General features: G+C 33.2%; 15 protein-coding genes. 1 reads left to right on the top strand and 14 read right to left on the bottom strand.

Annotated elements, in window-relative coordinates:
- Positions 1–3: 3 nt before the first annotated feature.
- Complete coding sequence (locus ABMA45_RS05255) at positions 4–1,608, bottom strand: glycosyl hydrolase family 28 protein (RefSeq protein ID WP_022088836.1); 1,605 nt, start codon at positions 1,606–1,608, stop codon at positions 4–6.
- Positions 1,602–2,246, bottom strand: coding sequence for a beta-phosphoglucomutase (pgmB, locus tag ABMA45_RS05250; RefSeq protein ID WP_022088835.1), 645 nt, complete (start codon positions 2,244–2,246; stop codon positions 1,602–1,604). Before pgmB ends, ABMA45_RS05255 begins: the two co-directional genes overlap by 7 nt.
- 110 nt (positions 2,247–2,356) lie before the next feature.
- On the opposite strand from pgmB, the gene ABMA45_RS05245 reads away from it, so the two are divergent.
- Entirely contained in the window at positions 2,357–3,376 is a 1,020-nt protein-coding gene (locus ABMA45_RS05245; RefSeq protein ID WP_022088834.1) for a LacI family DNA-binding transcriptional regulator, read from the top strand.
- 118 nt (positions 3,377–3,494) lie between these two features.
- Here ABMA45_RS05245 and ABMA45_RS05240 read toward each other — a convergent pair whose 3' ends face one another.
- The 12 genes from ABMA45_RS05240 to ABMA45_RS05185 form a co-directional block, all read right to left on the bottom strand.
- Positions 3,495–5,681, bottom strand: a complete 2,187-nt coding sequence (locus ABMA45_RS05240) for a glycosyl hydrolase family 65 protein (protein ID WP_022088833.1) — start codon at positions 5,679–5,681, stop codon at positions 3,495–3,497.
- A gap of 67 nt (positions 5,682–5,748) precedes the next feature.
- Entirely contained in the window at positions 5,749–8,064 is a 2,316-nt protein-coding gene (locus ABMA45_RS05235) for a glycoside hydrolase family 65 protein (protein WP_022088832.1), read from the bottom strand.
- 178 nt (positions 8,065–8,242) lie between these two features.
- Positions 8,243–9,121 (bottom strand): carbohydrate ABC transporter permease, encoded by an 879-nt coding sequence (locus ABMA45_RS05230; RefSeq protein ID WP_022088831.1) that lies wholly within the window; start codon positions 9,119–9,121, stop codon positions 8,243–8,245.
- 12 nt (positions 9,122–9,133) lie between these two features.
- Positions 9,134–10,057, bottom strand: coding sequence for a carbohydrate ABC transporter permease (locus ABMA45_RS05225; RefSeq protein WP_022088830.1), 924 nt, complete (start codon positions 10,055–10,057; stop codon positions 9,134–9,136).
- A gap of 172 nt (positions 10,058–10,229) precedes the next feature.
- Entirely contained in the window at positions 10,230–11,654 is a 1,425-nt protein-coding gene (locus tag ABMA45_RS05220; protein WP_022088829.1) for an ABC transporter substrate-binding protein, read from the bottom strand.
- A 764-nt stretch (positions 11,655–12,418) separates the two neighbouring features.
- On the bottom strand, positions 12,419–13,756 hold the full coding sequence (locus ABMA45_RS05215) for an MATE family efflux transporter (protein WP_022088828.1): 1,338 nt from the start codon (positions 13,754–13,756) through the stop codon (positions 12,419–12,421).
- A gap of 312 nt (positions 13,757–14,068) precedes the next feature.
- Positions 14,069–14,893, bottom strand: a complete 825-nt coding sequence (locus tag ABMA45_RS05210) for an undecaprenyl-diphosphate phosphatase (RefSeq protein WP_022088827.1) — start codon at positions 14,891–14,893, stop codon at positions 14,069–14,071.
- A 338-nt stretch (positions 14,894–15,231) separates the two neighbouring features.
- Positions 15,232–16,467: a deoxyguanosinetriphosphate triphosphohydrolase family protein gene (locus tag ABMA45_RS05205; protein WP_022088826.1), complete on the bottom strand. Its 1,236-nt coding sequence runs from the start codon at positions 16,465–16,467 to the stop codon at positions 15,232–15,234.
- Between the two features lie 167 nt (positions 16,468–16,634).
- Positions 16,635–16,928 (bottom strand): Dabb family protein, encoded by a 294-nt coding sequence (locus ABMA45_RS05200; protein WP_022088825.1) that lies wholly within the window; start codon positions 16,926–16,928, stop codon positions 16,635–16,637.
- A 178-nt stretch (positions 16,929–17,106) separates the two neighbouring features.
- Positions 17,107–17,268 carry a hypothetical protein gene (locus tag ABMA45_RS05195; RefSeq protein ID WP_022088824.1) on the bottom strand — a complete coding sequence of 54 codons (162 nt, stop codon included), beginning with the start codon at positions 17,266–17,268 and terminating at the stop codon, positions 17,107–17,109.
- A gap of 138 nt (positions 17,269–17,406) precedes the next feature.
- Positions 17,407–18,759 (bottom strand): MATE family efflux transporter, encoded by a 1,353-nt coding sequence (locus ABMA45_RS05190; RefSeq protein WP_022088823.1) that lies wholly within the window; start codon positions 18,757–18,759, stop codon positions 17,407–17,409.
- Positions 18,760–19,116: 357 nt separating this feature from the next.
- Positions 19,117–19,974: a hypothetical protein gene (locus ABMA45_RS05185; protein WP_022088822.1), complete on the bottom strand. Its 858-nt coding sequence runs from the start codon at positions 19,972–19,974 to the stop codon at positions 19,117–19,119.
- Positions 19,975–20,238 lie beyond the last annotated feature (264 nt).

The following is a 20,238-nucleotide window of genomic DNA, read 5'->3' as shown; positions in this document are numbered from 1 at the left end:
CTCCTACTTTATTTCCGCATTCTTTACTGTGTCTTCATCTACTTCAAATTCACCATCTTCAAATGATTTAATATCTTTACCCTTAATATTTAATCCTGAAATTGAAACTCCATCAATACCATGTTCTTCGTCAAATCCTTTAATCTGTGAAGGAAGTGATTCATTTCCATAAAGTACCTTAAAGCCGTCAATTGTAACATTTGAAATAGTTCCTCTGTCAGAAGTTGTTGACCATCCTGAATTTGTTAATACCTGTAAATCAATTAATTCTTTTGTTCCATCTCCAAGTCCCATGCATGCATCTTCAACTACAATATTTTTATAAGTCACGTTAGAAATTGCTGCATTATCTGCATTGTGAATTGACAATACCGGCTTATGGAAGTTATGAAGTACTGTTATATCTTCAAATGTAACATTTTCAATTGTCGAGTTTTCTTTGTCACCTTTATTTGTTTCATAACCTATTTCCATTGACTGTGCCAAATCTGTCCAAACCTGAACATTTTTGAACTTGATATTGTTTGAATTTACATCATAATTCTTAACTACTAATGAATCATCCCATGTACGTACAAAACAATTTTCTACATCAAAACTCTTACATGACTGTAATGAAATTCCGTCACCATTTGGTCTTGCTGTAATAATCTTTAAATTACTGATATCTCCAGCTACTGAATTGTAACCCTGGAAGCACCATGCATTTGCATTTAATGAAATAATTCCTTCAACAGTTACGTACTGGCAGTTATCAAATCTAAGTGGAACTGTAGCACTTGTACCTTTCCAACCTTCTAAATTAGAATTATCAATAATGCCTCTTCCTCTAACTGTTACATCTTTAGCAAATGATGCTGTAACTGCTCCATGTACAACTGCTCCACCTGAGATATAAATTGTATCTCCATCTTCTAATACCATATCTTCGATATTCCATTCACCAGGTCCAATGTATTTAACACCTTCAGCATCTTTGTCCGGAACATCTTTTTCAATTTCATTTGCAAAAATATGTACTGCACGTTCTACTTTCTTGTTGAATTCAACTGTATAAGCATCCGGTGTGTCAATTGTAAATGTCACCGTATGCTTTTTAGTATTAATTTCCGGCTTAATGTTATATTTTAATGGTCTGATATTTACATATTCAATATCTGTATTAGGAACTGTAACTGTTATTTTAACTTTTCCTTCAAAATCAAAATATGTAATAGGTGTTCTGTCTTCTGCCGGCATATAATCACCCATCCATGTATGTGTGTTATTTACATTTGTATCGTATACATAACAGTCTTTACCGTTTACTGCAACTTTAGTATCAACACAATGCATTAATGAAATATCTCTTTTTTCTTCTGATGCTTTTTCCAAATCAGCATCTGTAGCATCTTTAAGTGATTTAGGTCCATCATACAATACAACCTTGGCTTTTTTTATCTCACTATTGTCTGAAATTTTTGTTATTGCTACAGGCAAATGAATTGCCGCGCTTACTATTCCTACAATAAGGAAATAAATTATTACACATCCAACTACAAAAAATCCTTTGCCCATTGGCTTTGAATTATTGTTTTCCCCTGTTTTTTGTTCCTTTCCTTTTAACATAAAATTTCCCTCCAGTTTTCTACTGTTGCAAGTGTTTCGGAATGAAAATCTGCTCCCAGTTCTTCATGAAACGGTCCTACACCGAGGGATTTCATTCCGCCTCTCTTTGCTGCTTCTATTCCTGCTGCTGCATCTTCAACTACAAGACAATCCTCCGGATTAAGTCCTAATTTCTTTGCAGCCACTAAAAATACTTCCGGGTCAGGTTTAGATTTTGTTACATCCAGCCCACAACTTATTTTGTCGATATAAGGTGCAAGACCTGTCCTTTCAAGTATTATTGGTGCGTTTTTACTTGCCGAACCAACTGCTGACATAATTCCCATTTTCTTTAGCATTTTCAAAGTTTCTACTGCTCCCGGAAGTACAGCATCTGAATCCAGTTTTTGGAGCATTTCAACATAGTATCCGTTTTTTCTGTCTGCAAGCTCCATCTTTTCTTCCTGTGTATATGTTTTATCACCTTTTTCAAGAACAATTTCCAAAGAAGCCATACGGCTTACTCCTCGCTGTCGCATATTGTCCTCTCTGTTAAATTCAGTAATTCCCAGTTCATCAGCTAATTTTTTCCAAGCCTGATAATGAAGTTCATCTGTAGAAACTAAAACTCCATCTAAATCAAAAATTACACCCTTCATTTTTTCTCTTCTCCTTTACATTTTTTTGTTTTCAAAATCATATTTTAGTGTTACTATTTCTATATAGGTTTTACGTTTTACCTATTCTAAAAACAGAAAGGATTTATTATATGGTTACTATTAAAGATATTGCTTCGGCTACAGGCGTAAGTGCAACAACCGTTTCCAATGTTATCAATGGAAAAACCGGTCGCGTTTCTGCTGAAACCGTCGCTAAAATTAATAAAGCAATTGATGATTTAGGTTATGTACCTAATATGTCTGCCAGATCATTGGTTTCACGTTCATCAAAAGTTATTGGTTTCGTAAACCATATTGTTACTAATAAAGACTCAAATTTCATGGAAGACCCTTTTCTTTCCCGATTTATCGGAATTCTCGAACAGGTTCTTCGTGAAAATGGTTATTTTTTAATGTTGCGTACTGTTGAGACGCCTGAACAGTTTAAAGCTTTCTTAAAAACATGGGATCTTGACGGTTTGTTTTTAGCAGGTATCTTCCGCGATGACTTTTTTGAAGCCATTGCAAGTTGTGCTAAAAAGCTTCCTATCGTTCTCGTTGACAGTTACGTTCATGAAAAGAACATTTGTAATGTCGGATTAGAAGATTTTGGTGGAAGCAACCAGTCAACCAAGTATTTAATCAGCAAAGGTCATCGTAAAATTGCATTTGCCTCTCTTCACATAAAAGAAGGTGGCGTTTTAATGGAGCGTTTCCTCGGATATAAGGCTGCCCTTACAGAAGCCGGTATTCCATTTGATGATTCCCTTGTTTTTGAATGTGGTATGGACCTTGAAAATACAAAACATATCGCTAAATATTTATCTTCTCATCCTGAAATAACAGGACTCGTTACTACTGCCGATTTTCTTGCAGGAAATATTATGGCTAACCTTCATAAAGAAGGTGTTCGTATTCCTGAAGATATATCAATAGTAGGATTCGACGATTTAAATATATGTAACATTACAACTCCGGCTCTTACCACTGTTCATCAGGATATGGACCTTAAAGGTCGTACAGCCGTTAAATTTATGTTGGAATTGTTAGAACACAGAATGCCTAATCCATGCGAAGTATCACTTCCAACTTCTATTGTAGAAAGAGAAAGCGTTAGAAGTATTTTCTAACGCTTCTTTCTTATTTAAGGAGATTTCAAATGAATCCTAACAATCTTATAAATGCTACTTATATTGTCATATAAATTTTAAATTCTACACTTGCACTGTTTTGCTTTGTATTCATTTCCTATATTTCCACAATATTTGCGTTATTGTCTTCTATTTCAATTTTGTATTTTTTGTTTCTATAACAAATATGAAATCTCATTTTTTTCCATGCTTTTGGCAAATCAGGTTTTGCTTTAATTTTTCCATCTTCAAAATAAATTCCCGCAAATCCTTTTATTGCCACCATATAGGCTCCACCTTCTGCCGCCGGATGTGTTCCTCCGATGTAGACAAGTCCTGCCCATTCCTTTCCACCTTCATTCAAATCTGCCGAAGCTGATTTCATAAATAGCGGATAGGCTTTTTCTTTCATTCCACACTTGCAGGCTAACAAAGCATACATACATGCACTCAATGATGAACCATGTTCTGTTCTCGGTTCATAATACTGCCAGTTTTTGAGTTTTATTTCATCACTTACATCATCCGGAAACATTGTAAGCCATGTTACTACGTCTGCCTGTTTTATAACCTGTGTATGTGCTGCAACTCCATTTGCTCCTCCCCAATATTCCTTAGGGTCTAAGAGTCTGCTTCTTACAGTATTTACGCTTACATCTTCTAAATCAAAATAACCGTCAAACTGTGGAATGATTCCATTTTCATTTGGCTGTGGAATATAAATATTACGCTCAGCCATTTCAAATTTTTCTTTTAATTGTTTTAAGTTATATTCTTTACACAACTTTATTGCATACTGTTCGTTTAATTCATCAATTGAATCAATTACTTTAACAGCCTGTTCAAATGTATATTTTGCCATTCGGTTTGTATAACCGTTATTATTAACTCTTTCATGGTATTCATCAGGTCCTATAACATCATGAAGTTCATAATATCCGCCTGACACTTTTTTAAGAAGTAAATCATAATAAAATTTCGCACATTCAATTATTGTTTCTGCTCCACCCTCAGATAAAATTGTCATATCACCTGTAAGGTCTATATATCTGCCAATTCCATATACAATAGCTGCTGAAATATGAATCTGTTTATCTTTAAAATATGTTCGCATCGGTCTTTTTGTAAAAACGTCTGTAACATTATAATCTGAGCAGGCATCAAAACCGCCTTCCTGACTTTCCCATGCATAAAATGCACCATCATATCCATAACTTTTTGCTTTTTCCTTTGCACCATCTAAAGTATCAATTCTATATTTCATTACATTTCTTGCTACTTTTGGGTTTGTCATAAGTAAAAAGTCTAAAATAAACATTTCCGTATCCCAGAAAACAGCACCTTTATACGTCTGTCCCGATAAACCTCTGGCTGCAATGGAAAGACTGTCTGCATGTCTTGGCGAAATGCTATTCAAATGATAGCAGGAATAATTCAATGCTTCCATCGCATCATCATCGCCTTCAATTTCCACTTCTGAATTGTCCCAAATGCTTTCCCAGCATTTACAATGTTCATCGCGCAATTCGTAATATCCTTTATTTCTAATATTTATAGCCGTTTCTTTTGCATTATCTAAAGGATTCTCACAATCTTTTGATGTATAAATTGCCATAAATCTGTGAATTTCGTAACACTTATTAATATCTGAGACAAAATTTAATGATTTTATTATCTTTTTGTCCTCTTTTTTTAATATTATCTTCTTTTCACATGGAAAATTTTCATCTTCACTTACACTTACCGCCACATGATATTTCTTTTCATGAGATATTCCAACTATGCTTATGCAGTCATCTTCATCCATAATTAATTCATCATAATGTGGCCCGTTAATATCCCATACATCTCCATCAATTCCTGTTACAAAATTAATGTCTGCATGAAAATCCGCCGTAATTTTGTATTTCTCTGCTCCAACATGAATATCATCCATACTGACAAAGCGCTCTGATTCAAGTACAATATTTCCTCTCTTCGTTGTCCACTCTGTATGCCTTTTAAATATTCCATGTCTGTAATCTAATTTTATAAAATGTTCTTTAGGCACATTATCCTGAACCTTTAAAACATTTCCATCAACAATCAGATAACTGTAAAAACCATTTGGAGCATTCAACGGTTCTCTCCAGCTATTGCCTACCTGATCATAAATTCCTGCCAAATTAACAGCTACTAAATTTCGGAAATCAAATTCATCGAGAGTGCCTCTAATTCCCATATATCCATTACCTGTCAGAAATTTATTTCCTAAATGAGCAATCTTTTCTGAATTAAACCCGTTTTCTGTCAACTCCCAATTCATTTATTTACCTCCCATTTTTGTCCGGGGACAAAACACTTTGTATTCTGCCCCGGCATTAAATTTATTTTTATTTGACGTCACAAATATATGCTTCTTTTCCAAGTTCAATTTTTTCGTCATAAACCTGAACTAAAATATTTTTGCCATATTTAGTACTGATTTCCACTTTATTCTTTGTAACTTTCACTTCAATAACTTCTCCCATATAATGAATTTTGAAAGTATATTTATTCCAGTTTTGCGGAATTGAAGGTGTAATATGAATAATATCTCCATCTGTTCTAAGTCCGCCAAATCCATAAATAATATTCATCCATGCTGCTGCAATACTTGTTGTATGTATACCTTCTCTTGTATTTCTGTTATAGTTATCCAAATCCATTCTTGTTGCAAATCCAAAGAAATCATATGCTTCATCTTTTTTATGAAGTTGTGATGCTAAAATTGAATGTACTGAAGGTGACAATGAACTTTCATGTATACATCTAGGTTCATAATATTCATAATTTGCCTTTAACTGTTCCTCTGTAAAATGAGAATTAAATAACAACATGAACATCAAAACGTCAGGTTGCTTAATCATGTCATTTCTATATATTCTGTCATAAGACCAATGATTATATAGTGGGAAATCTTCAATTGGAATTGAATCAATATCCAAATGAGGAAGTTTAAAGAATCCTTCATGCTGTTCGTACAAAAGACTATCTTCATAGTATGGAATGTACATACATTCACTAACTTTTTTCCATTTGTCCATTTCTGACTCATCGAAATTAATTTTTCCAACTATTTCGTCATAAGCCTTCTTATCATTTTTCTTAATATCTTCAATTACTTTGAGTGTAAAATCTAATGTGAATTTACCCATGAAATTCGTATAACAGTTGTTGTGAACCATCATCTGAAATTCATCAGGTCCCATTACGCAATAATAACCATATTTGCCATCCTGAGAGAAATCACCACGGGTAACTAACATTCTTGATATTTCAATTAACATTTCTAATCCATACTGTGCCATAAATTCTTCATCATGATACAGTTTTTCATAGAACCATATACCATACGCAACTGCTGTAGATGCCTGAAGTTGTAAGCTTGCGTGCTGCCATAAATTACAACATTCCCTACCGCTTATTGTCGCTATTGGATAAAATGCGCCTTCACAATCTAATGCCTTTGCTCTTTCTCTTGCTTCATCTAATGTCTTATATCTGAAATAGAGAAGATTCTGAGCTGCTTCCTTATTATTGAAAAGGAAGAATGGTAAGCAGTATGTTTCTGTATCCCAGAAAGCATTTCCATTGTATGCTTCGCCTGTCAATCCTTTTGCACCAATATTTGTACCTTTTACAGCACCGTGATAAGTCTGGAACAATTGAAAAATACAGAATCTAATTCCCTGCTGATTTTCTTCATCTCCGTCTATTGTGACATCAGATGTTTCCCATATTTCTTTCCACCACTTAGTACTGTCTTCTTTTATCTGTTCAAATGACATAGAACTTATGTCATTTTCTTTTCCTGTTTCAAATTCTTCATATACTGTTTTTGCATCTTCACGGAATTTATTTTCTTCTTTTTCTTCCTTTAATGTAAAATTCTTGACTATCTTTTCAAATGTTTTTTCTTCGTTCTGTTTTAATGAAAGATTAAATTTAACAACTGCCTTTTTTTCTTCCTTAACAGTGTCAAACTCATTTACATCTGCCTTTATCGCACATGCGCTAAATACTCTTTGCTGTGTATGAAGTGTTTCACCTTCTATTCCGGCAAATGCGTTCTTTCCTGACTTATGTAATGTGTCTTTTATTTCCCACATGTTCATTCTCTGCATACAATGTGGATTAGAAAAATCAAGTCCTGATTTTATTTCCACATCTCCATCAAAATTTAATGCAGTAAGCTTAACTCTTTGTGCACCAACCTGTACATCAGTCATTGAAAGGATTCTTTCAAAAGAAACTTTTAACTTTTTCCCATTTGATAAGTTCCATATAAATGAACGGGTTAATACTCCGTTTCGCATATCTAATTCACGAACAAATTCTGAAATATCTGATTTGGAAATTTCTAATTCTTCCCCGTCAACACATATTCTTGTATATAACCAGTCAACGGAATTAACCATGTATTCTGTAAAATCTACAATACCTTTATAATGTCCGTAATCCGGCTTTGTTCTTTCATATATTCCATTAAAATAACTTCCGATTAGCTTTGGTCCATTATATCCTTCTTCAAAATATCCTCTAACTCCCATATATTCATTTCCTAATGAAAATATAGATTCTGATACTTCTCCGTAATCTGGATTAAAGCCCTCTTCAATTATTTTCCAAGAATCCACTTTAAAATATTTATCTGCTATTTTCGACATAATTCTTCTCCATCTTTTCCTGCTGTCGACAATATGAGAAACATGGTCTTTCTAAACCACGGAGGAAATTGCCGACAGCACACATCATTTTCAGATTATTACTGTCAGTTTTATACAGAAATAATCTTTATCAAATATATTTTTTACTAACGTAAGGGGATGTTAGTATCCAAATATCTTAACCCTTTACAGCCCCACCGGCTGCACCATCTGTAATCTGTTTCTGGAATATAGTAAACAGAATTGTAGGTGGTATCAGCGAGAAGAAGATTGCTCTAATCATATCTATCGCTGTTGTTCTTGAAGTTGAATATGTATACAACTTAACCATAACTGTTTCTTTTCCTGATCCATTTAAAATCAAATATGGAAGAAGGAAATCTGACCACGCTGCCGTAACCGCAAAAATTACGATTACCATAATGATTGGTTTTGATAAAGGTAATACAATTTTATAAAATACCTGTACTACATTACATCCATCCAACCTTGCCGCTTCTATAAGTTCCGGTGGAAGTCCTTCAAAGAATTCTTTGAACAAAACTACCCAGAAAGCATTTGCTCCATATGCAAGCCACAATGGAATAAATGATTTATTCAAACCAATTCTGTTAATATTTACAAATAAAGCAACTACGCTTGTTGTTGCAGGAATCAAAAGACTCCACATTACAAGACCATTTACAATCTGATATCCCTTTGGTTTTAATATGGCAAGTCCATATGCTAAAATTCCATTAAATATAATTGCACATATAACTGAACCGATAACCATGATGAATGAGTTCTTGTAATACAATCCAAAATTTAATTTATCCCATGTTTCCTTAAATCCTGAAAAATTAAATGATTTAGGGAACAATGTTGCTTCTCTTGTTAACTCTTTTAAATCTTTAAATCCTGATAAAAATACCCATATTGCAGGGAACATTGCAATTATTGCAAATAAGATACATACTGCCACGAAGAATAGGCAGATTATTTTTACTTTTGTCGACTTGACGTCAAACCCTCTGATGGCACCGTCTGTTTTGTCTGCATACTTATTAAAATACATCAGCCTTTCCTCCTAATCATCTTTCTTTCTTGTTAAGTACATATATAATCCACTCAACAAAATTAATACTATACAAATCATTACTGACAATGCTGCTGCGCATGGATAATTAAATTCAGTAAACGCATACTGGTAAACCAAAAGCATTATTGATAAACTTGCATTGTTTGGTCCACCATTTGTCAAAACTAATGGTTCATATAAAATTTGGAATACGGAAATAACCTGAAGAATAAGCATTGTCTTTCCTAAGCTTAAGATGCAAGGAAGAGTTACATGGAAAATTCTTTGGAATACACCCGCTCCATCAATTGCTGCAGCTTCGTAATATTCCGGATTAATTCCACTTATACCCGCCATATAAATAAGGGATGTGGAACCTGCACTTTTCCATGTCATTGCTATAATAATCAACGGAATAACCAACGCTGCATTGTTTAACCATACCTGTGGTTCTATACCACATTTAGATAGTAAAATATTTAAAACACCTGTAGGACCCGGTTTGAAGAAATAAACCCAAAGAAGTGAAACAGCCATTCCCGGAATCATATTTGGAAAATAAACTGCAAATCTGAAAAAGCTCTTTCCTCTAACGGTCTCACTGATGAATATTGCCAAAATAATCGGTACAAAAAATCCTATAATCAAGGACCATCCTATGTACTTAAATGTGTTTAGAAACGCTGCTTTAAAACTAACGTTATTAATTACTGTTATATAATTGTCTAACCCAACAAACTCCTGGAGCTGAACTCCCTTTGCTGAAAATAGCGATAATCTCACGCTTTCAAGTAGCGGTTCCCAAACAAAGAATGTGAATAACAATATTGATGGGAGCATTACGCACCATCCCAGTAAATCTCTCTTAGAAAATTTATGTTTTTTAGGTTTATAATTTGTTTGTTTTGTTTGAACTTGTTGTTTACTTTTCACCTGGAAACCTCCTCACATAATATGTATTGCCCTCACCTTTAGTCAGTAGCTAATTGTCTGAAACATTTGTAGAAAACAATTCTGTTTCCTTAATTTTATAGTAAAACCTTCTCCTGTTTTTAGAAAAAGGGCAGGCAACCGGACTAGTCGCCCACCCTTCCTTGGTAATATTCTATTTGTTTAATTTGTCTAAAACTTTCTGATAATTTTCATTTGCTGTCTTCATAAGTTCTTCTACGTTACAATCTTTCTTTGTAACAACTTCCTGAAGAACTTTTGTAAGTTCCTTGTACATTGACTGTGTATCACCAGGTTCTTCTGCTCTTAAGTTACCTTCTGATTCTGTCTTTTCAAAGTATGAATCATAAAGCGCTGGGTCAACGTTCTTGTATTCATCAATAACTTTCTGTTCTGCATCTACATAATCCTGATTAATCCAGCATGGGAATGATTTAATTACAGGAACTCCGTTTGATACACGGTTAGCCGCATCTGCCTGTTTACCTTCAATACTTGTATCATTAACTACAGGAGATTTACCCATAATTTCTAGGAAATCTAAAGCTGCATTAATTTCATCATCTGTTGCATCCTTAGAGAACATGTAAGGTGTACCACCTGTTAATGAATACTGATCACCATTAGGTCCTGCAGGGATTGCTCCCATTGCTAATTTGTCTGTTGGCAATCCGTTAACCTGTGTTGGCTGTGCAACTGCATCGTTAGCTGCGATGTACATTGCTGCTGCGCCTGTTCCTAACTGCTGGAATCCTGATGCCCAATCCTCTGCTGTTGGATCAGCTGTTAAAACATCATATTTCCATTTTAAATCATATACATATTCCATTGCTGCAATAGCTTCTGTTGAATCTAAGTGTGAAGTGTATGTTCCATCTCCATTATCTGTACACAATGTAGCTCCAAAGCACCATGCGATGTTTGAGAAGTGCCATCCGCCTGAATTATCTTTTGCTAATAAGCAAAGGCCTGCAGCTCCTGTCTTGTCTTTGATAATCTTAGCATCCTTAGCAAGTTCATCCCATGTCTTTGGGAACTTTGGAATACCATTGTCATCAACAAGTCCTGCTTCTTCAAATAATTCTACATTGCACATAAGTCCTAATGCGTAAGCATCTCTAGGAACACCATATACGTGACCGTTTTCATCTGATAAAAGTGATAATACTGATGGACTCATGTCATCAATCCATCCTCTTTCTTTAAGAATATCAGTAACATCTGCTACCAACCCCTGTTTAATTAACTTCTGTGGTTCTGTAAACCATGTTTCAAAAATTGTTGGACAGTTTCCTGATTCTGCTAATGATACGAATGTATCTGTTGCATATGTATAACTTGCCGGTTCAACATATACATCGCTATGCTGTTCATTCATTGTCTTAGCATACTTTTCAAAGTTCTTAACATCATCAACCAAATCCGCTGATGGCCAGATTCCTAATGAGAGAACTGTCTTTCCCTCCTTCTCTGCCTTCTTCTTGGCTGAATCCTTGTCTCCTGAACTTCCACATCCTGCAAACATTGTTGTTGTCAACGCGGCAATTAATGCCAAACTAAGTAACTGTTTCTTTCTCATATAAATACTCCCTTCTACATTATATAATAATATATTACGTCAAGTTTAACGTTAAACTTAATTAAGAACATAATATACCAACGTACCTTCTACAAACTCCCCAATCAAAAGAACTATAAACTTCTTTGTAAGTTTGTTATACCGTTTAACGTTAAACTAATAATAACATTGTTTATTTTATTTGTCAATATTTACATTCAAAGCATATTTACTAATATTTATGCCCTATTTTTTTATAAAAACGTTTCTTGTTTTAGTAATTTTGCACAATTAGCATATTATCTTTGTTTATTAATTAACAATTATGGATTTTAAGGGTTGAGATTTTATTTTAAATATTATACTTAAGTATTACCTTTGATAAACTTTTTGGCTCCTGATATTTAAACCTTGAGATTAATCTTGGTCTGGTTTCAAATATTATATTTATATTTTAATGTTATTTTACTTTTATAATTTCATGACAAAAAATTTACCTTAAGTCCAAGCTCAAATACTTTTTCTTAAGGTAATTTTTTAACTCTTTATAAATTTTATATTTTATGATGTTGTGGTCAAAAGCCACAACTTTGATTTTCATATCGTGACGAGTTCCAAAGTCTTTCACCCATTTATGAGCAAGTTCATGTGTTCTTAGGTCTTTTTATCCTGGCATCATTATGTTGCATTACTGTTCCATAAAACCAAATACACATCCATTATCAGAAAATGAGATTGATATTGAAACATTATCCTTTGTTCCCGTGTATTCTATCATTGTATATCTATTTAATAGTTTTCTTAGCATATTTCTGATAAATGAAATATGAAATTATACCTGTCACAAATTCTGCGACGGCAAATGCCATCCACACACCGGTTGCTCCCATGAATCGGCTCAAAACGAATGCAGTCGGAATAATCACTATCAAATAACGAAGAAGGGATATCATCAATGATGGATTTCCCATTCCTAAACCTTCTAATGCTCCACTGGATGTAACTGATACTGCAGAAATTATAAATCCAAAACTTATTATATGAAGTGCCGTAACACCAATTTTAATTGTTTCAGGATTTGCAGTAAACAATCCTATAAGCTGTGACGGAATAATCCATGAAAGTGCCATACCAAGTGCCATTATTAATACCGTTAATTTTAATGTTGTATGATAAATTTTTTCAACACGTTTGTGTTCTCCCGCTCCATAATTGTATCCAACAAGCGGTCTGATTCCCTGAATAATTCCGTTTGCACTAAGATAAATAAATGTCTGAAGCTTATAATAAACTCCAAGCACAAGCACGTATTTGTCTGAAAACTCTGCAAGAATTCCATTTAACGCAGATATCAGGAATGAAGGTAATGCCATATTTAATGTTGCAGGAATTCCTATTCCATACAATCTTTTTAACAATTTGAAATCAGGTTTTAATGATTTTCTTTCTACTTTTACTGGAATCGGTCTTGCAAAGTACACAATTATGTAAACTAATAACGAAATTACCTGTCCTATTCCTGTTGCATAAGCTGCACCTGAAATTCCCATTTTAGGAAACGGTCCTATTCCAAATATCATTAAAGGATCCAGAATTATATTTGTTGCGAATCCACAAATCATACTAAACATAGAAACTTTCATTTGCCCTACAGCCTGAAAAATCTTTTCCAATGTAATTCCCACAGTGCTTGCCACGCTGAACATAAATACTATATTTGCATATTCTAAGGACATGTCAATTATGTTTTGGTTATTTGTAAACATTTTTAAAAATGCCGGCATAAAAGCTGTACAAAGAATTGTTAACAACAAACCATGTATGAAATTCATTACAACACCCTGAGTAGTTGCTTTATTTGCCATTTTCTTATCCTGCGCTCCAAGATAATATGCAACTGTCGAATTTATTCCAATTCCTATACCAACACCAATTGACGTTATTATGTTCTGGACAGGGTACACAAGTGCCAAAGATGTCATTGCGTTCTCGCTTAATTTTGCCACAAAGAAACTGTCTACTATGTTATACATTGCATTTACTGCCATTGAAATAACCATAGGCAGTGACATCGACAATACTAAAGGCAAAATTTTCTTTTCTTTCATAAAACTCTGATCCATTTTATCCTACCTTTCTTTTTTGCTAATTGTTTATAACAATAATAAAGCCACACAACTACTTCTGTAATTGTGTGGCGAAAAAAGATTTCTCTCTAAAAATCCACCCCTTAAAGGTTTTAATCCTTGAATATATTAATATTGTTTATTTGTTATGTCAAGATAGAATATCGATTCTTATATTCATAGAATATTTGAGTTATCTCTATAGAATATTTAACTCATCTCCGTAAAATATTTAACCCATATCTATAAAATGTTTAATGCATCTCCATAGAATGTTTAAGCTATATCTATAAAATGTTTAACTTATCTCTATAAAAAATATGCTAACACTACTATACCCAATATTATTCTGTACCAGCCAAATATCTTGAAATCATGTTTCTTTATGTAACTCATTAAAAATTTAATTACAATGATTGATACTGTGAACGCTATTACCATTCCCCATATGAGAATTGCAAGCTCAGTGTGTGTAAAGTTAAATCCAAATTTTATTATTTTGATTGCACTTAAGCCAAACATTACAGGCACTGCCATAAAAAATGTAAATTCCGCTATAGCAACTCTTGATATTCCCATCAACAAACCACCGATGATTGTTGAGCCTGAACGGGATGTTCCGGGAACAATTGAAAGCACCTGAAATACACCGATTAAAAATGCATCCTTGTAACTTATTTCTTCTAATGTATTAATTCTTGCAACTTTATTTTTGTTTCTATTTTCAATAATGATAAATGCTATACCATAGAAAATTAATGCAATTGCAATTACTACAGGTGTATGAAAATGTGCTTCAACATAATCATCAAACAACAATGTAACCGCTGCACCCGGAATACATGAAACAACTACCTTAAACCATAATGAGAATCTGTCTTTTTTAATTATAGATTGAGATTCTTTTGGCATTTGGAAAGGCCACATTTTATTCCAAAAAATTACTACAACCGCTAAAATTGCTCCTAATTGAATTACAACAAAAAACATATCCTTAAATGCATCACTTACATTTAACTTGATAAACTCATCTACCAAAAGCATATGACCTGTACTACTGATAGGAAGCCATTCCGTAATTCCTTCTACAATTCCTAAGAAAACAACTTTAAGCCATTCAATAAACTCCAACATATAAAGTCCTCCAATTTTATTTACTTGTTAATTTGAAAAAAGATTGTATACCTACAGTTCACGAAGGCATTTTTTAAATAAAATATTTCCTCTATTTAAATCAGGCTAAATAAATCTGTAGATATTTTTAATTATCTTTTTACACAACTTCTTCATTATAGTACAGCAGTGTTTCTAATAAAAGTAAATTTTTTCTTAATAATTTTTGTTTATTGAAAGTAACCTTTCTATCTATCGGATATTCTGTGTTTGATAAACAAAGTATCTAATGGGTAATCCACGTTTAACCAATCAATTATTTTTCCGGAAGTCTATGTTTGTCATAAATATTCTTTTGTTTACTGGAAATAGCTTTTGTATTCTATTTTATATTTACTGTCAGGGAACAAATATTTATGCAGCTCTATAAAATAATCGTCAGTCATGCTGGCAATAAAATCTACAACAATCTGATTTTCCTCTTCATCAAAATAATTTTTATGCTTATAGTACTTTAAATTTTCATTTATGAACTTAATATGGTGCTTGTAAATTATTGAATCTGTGCGCTTGTTGTGAACATCATCTAATAATTTATAATACATTTCCTTAAACATTGGTTTAATAATTTCATTGTACTGCTCTTCAAGTTTCTTGTTGTTATATATAACTTCGTAATTTTCTCTTTTTGCAGTTTTCAAATCATTATATACAGATTTGCTTAACAATATGTAATCTTTTCCGTAGCTGTTTTCTAGAATATCAACAGTCATATTATTAATTATTGCGGCATTTTCCGCACCTATTTTATTAGTCTTAAACTGATAATTTTTGTCGATTATTTTTGCAATTCTTGCATCCTGTCTGTCTTTTCCAAGATATGCAACAATATCACATATTCTTACCACACATGCCTCAAGTGTAAGCGGTACAAGACGTGAAATCGCATCATGACCGATTACATAACTGTTCTCTACTTCCCTGTCATATTCAGCAAATGTTTTTCCAAAATGCGGACGATATTCCTGTTGCTCAAATTCACCGTTATGGCATAGAATTCCATCTAAAGTCTGAAGTGAGACATTTCTTGCAAACATATTTTCAAGAACCCTTACACTCTGTACATTATGATTAAAAAAACGTCCGGTTTCATTCTGAAGTAATTCGCTTAAAAATCTTTCGCCTGCGTGGCCAAATGGTGTATGCCCAATATCGTGTCCCAAAGAAATGGCTTCAATTAAATCAAGATTAAGTCCAAGCACCGCGCCTATATTTCTCGCAATTCTTGACACAAGCTGAACATGCAAAGCTCTTCTTGTAATATCATCATTACTGTAAAATGAAAACACCTGCGTTTTATCCGCATAACGATTGTAATATGGCAAATGAATAATTTTCTCAATATCACGCACAAATGCCGGTCGCCATAAATTAGGCTTGTCGTGTTCCATATTTCTTCTGATTACCATATCATCATTGCATCTGTAAGGATTAATTTTCCCCTGCTTTCTGTCGTCTTTAATTCGTTCCTGCAATTCTATACTTAACTGGTCATATTTTAAATTTTCGTTTGACTGTTCCTTCTTTAACTCCATTTTACCTCCCATCAAAATCCATAATTTTCCGGCAATTATTTTTGCCCACATGATATAAATATAACTTTCGCTCTTATTTTATATCTGTCTGATACAGCTAAAAAACTCATGGCTGATATTCCATCGTTCTTTCGCTCTTAATAAATATCCGCCTGATACATATCAAATTACATTTTATAATCAAATGAAACCCTGTTTGTTACATGTGGATTATATTTTTCACCCATTCTCACATGCTCAGGATAGCTTAAATATTGTCCAAGAACGCTTTCGTCTTCCAAATCCATCTCAATCATAAGGTCCATATTTGTCGGACGGTCCACGCAATTTTTATGAATCTTTACATCCTTTATTCCATCAAATGCATTCTTTATTTTGTCAAATGCCTCACAATATTCTTTGTAATGTTCTTCTTTAAAAAAATCTTTTTCAAATGTAAATATAACAAAATGTTTAATCATTATCCCGTCTCCTTCTCTGCTATAATCTATGCTTTTATTTTATCAAATTATATCAATAAAAAAAGCCCTCTTATTTATCAATAATAAGATGACTTTAAACATTTTATGTAATATTAAGCGACATATTAATATTCTCCGCGATATCAACTAGTAGTTTAAATGCCTCAAAAAATGTAAACTAACATTTCTTCAGACATTGCATTGCTTTTCTTGAGTACTCAACTCCTACTACATTCTCTCCCTGAATGTTTCTCCATCTGTTAATTAATCTTAAAAAATCTTCAGATGTTACGCATTCTTTTCTTTCGCTTTCAAATTTTTCCGTAAGTGTTTTAGCCATACTCCCATCCTTTCTCACCTCAACCAATAGCTACATTAGAATCTACCCCTTAAATCCCTTACAACAATCTAAGTATAGTATAAATAGCCAAATTGTCAATTGAGTTTTTGGTTATTTTTCATATATTTCGATAATATTTCATATATGCAAGTCATATTTCTTTCTAAATCTACTTTTTAACAGTGGTAATTTTTTCATATATAAAAGCCCTGTCATATCAGCCAAAGCCCATCCGATAGGTACAGATATCCATATTCCAATGACACCAATCTTGGAAATTGCTGATAATGCATATGCAAGCACAACTCTTGTTCCAAGTGAAATGATTGTAAGAATCAAGGACATTTCCGGCTTTCCAACTGCTCTGTAAAATCCATAAAGCAAAAATAATATGCCAATTCCAATATAAAAACTTCCTTCAATTCTCAAATATCCTGCTCCCACTTTTATAATTTCAGTTCCATCAAACACAAACAGGCCCATAAATTTTTCAGCAAATATAAACACTACTGCACTCACGCACACACAAAAAACAGATGCTGCAATCATAGACTGCTTCCAGCCATCCTTTATTCTTCTGTGTTTACCTGCTCCATAATTTTGTGCAACAAAAGTTGATACTGCATTGCCAAAATCCTGTACCGGTGAATATGCTAAAGTATCTATTTTTACTGCTGCCGCAAATGCCGCCATAACTACCGTTCCGAAACTATTTACCAATCCCTGTACTAGAAGAATGCCAAAATTCATAACCGACTGTTGCAAAGCTGTTAATATAGAAAGATTTGCCAGTTCCTTAACAATATTCATATCAAATTTTAAGTGCTTGAGTTTAATTCTAAAATGTGTAGATTTTAAAAGTGCATAGATGGTTATTCCCATTCCTGAAACATACTGTGAAATCACGGTAGCTTCAGCTGCTCCGGCAACTCCAAGATTGAATTTAACTATAAAAATAAGGTCCAGCACAATATTAAGAACCGCTGAAATTCCAAGATAAATAAGTGGCATTAGTGAGTTTCCGATTGCCCTAAGCCCATTTCCAAAAAAATTGTAAAAAAATGTTGCAATTATTCCAATTCCGATAATAATCAGATATTGTTTTGTAAGTCTTATTATTTCGCTAGGAATCTGTAAAAATTTAATTATATTATTAATTCCTGCAAAAAAAGCAAAAGTTATTAATAAAGTGATGCCACCTATTAACACAAATGCTAATACAATTCCATTTTTCATTCGGTCATAATCTTTTTTCCCAAATTCCATAGAAATAAAAGCTCCGGCTCCCATGCTTAATCCCAATATTATCGAAGTCAGAAATATCATCAAAGTATATGATGCCCCTACCGCTGCAAGCGCATCATTTCCCACATATCTTCCAACTATCAATGTGTCCGCAATATTGTAACACTGCTGCAAAATATTTCCTAACATAAGAGGCAATGCAAATTTAATTAATTTTCCTGTTATATTTCCCTGCGTCAAATCCATATGCAAAACTTACGGTCACAATTATTTACTATTTAAGTTGCGACCTTACTCCATTTTCCGTAATTTTTTCAATAACTTTTGTCAAAAAAGAAACCCAGAATTACATACCTTCGTCAATGCAATCCTGAGTTTCCATATGAGCAAGCCACCGTCCTAGCCTGTCTCGATTTCTTACTAGTATTATAGCATAAAATGGGTGTTGAGGGAATAGATTTGAAATTTATTTGCAAAGATTTTATGGAATTTTTATGGCAAAATTTTATGACATTTTTTGTGTTGTTGTAGCACTTTGTGTTTCTATATTAAGCGGGTAAACTTGGGATTTAATTCAATAAAACTTAAGCACTTTCTTCAAATCTACCAATCGCCTTCTCCCTCTTCCATCATTTCATCTATTGCATCGTCAACACCATCTGCATAATCATCATCTTCATCATAGCGGTCATAATCATAGTCGTCATCTGATATTACATCATCATATCCATCGTCGTATGAGTCATCATAATAATAATGTTTTTTAGAGCTATTTGAATAATTATAAGTTTTTCTTGTTGTCTCTCTTTCATATGTGTCGCTGTTGCTAGTTGGTTTCTGAGTATTATTTATGATGTCATAACGGGTTGTCTCTTCTTCGTAGGTTTCATCATTTTCTGTTGTATCATTTTCCAAATCAGAAAAATCATAATCAAGCCCATGCTCTTTCATATGACGATAGCAATAATCAAATCCTTTTTCTTTATTAAAATTACAACCGGGCTCTGCGCATGTTTTTATGTTAGTGTAAATTGATTTAAAGCCGTATATTAATCCAAATATGGCTACTATTAATATAACAAATTTTATAACTGAAGTTGATTTGTTGTTTTTCATGGTTGAATCACCTCCACCATTTTGTTTGCCATAGTTATCGTCATTGTTGTCAACTTTATTGTTGTTGCTATTACTCTTGTCATTATTGTTGTCAGCTTTATTGTTGTTGCTATTGCTCTTATCATTATTCTTGCTGTAGGTCCTGCCATTGTTTTCCTCATTGTTATGATATCTGGAACTACTATCTTCATAATCTCCATACTGTTTTCTCTGGCTATTCTGATTTCTTGTTTCGTTCATAAAGCGGTATTCCATGCCTCTTTCAAATGTATTTAATTTACCATCTTTATTAAAATCAAAAAACTTGTCTAACGGTCCATCTGCCTTTCCATTCCAAATTCCCATAATTAACCTCCAATCATGTGTTATAAATATTTTACAAATTGTGTGGTAAAAGAATGTTTTTCTTTTATTGAGGTAATTATCTCATATTTGGTGTCCAATAGATGGGACTTGTAGGGGAATATTTAAAGATTTAATTGCAATTTAAACTGCTAGTTTTTCCATGCTACTACTTTTGCAAACTAGCAGTTACTTTTGCAACCAATTTTTATATTTATTCGAAACTACAAGGTTCTCAAACTCTCCGGATGCAGCATTTAACAATTT

It is taken from the genome of Eubacterium sp. CAG:156 (genome assembly GCF_000434315.1).
Taxonomy (GTDB): domain Bacteria; phylum Bacillota; class Clostridia; order Lachnospirales; family Lachnospiraceae; genus Eubacterium_U; species Eubacterium_U album.
The sequence above is the reverse complement of the archived record's forward strand: the minus strand, read 5'-3'. Positions and strand labels throughout refer to the sequence as shown.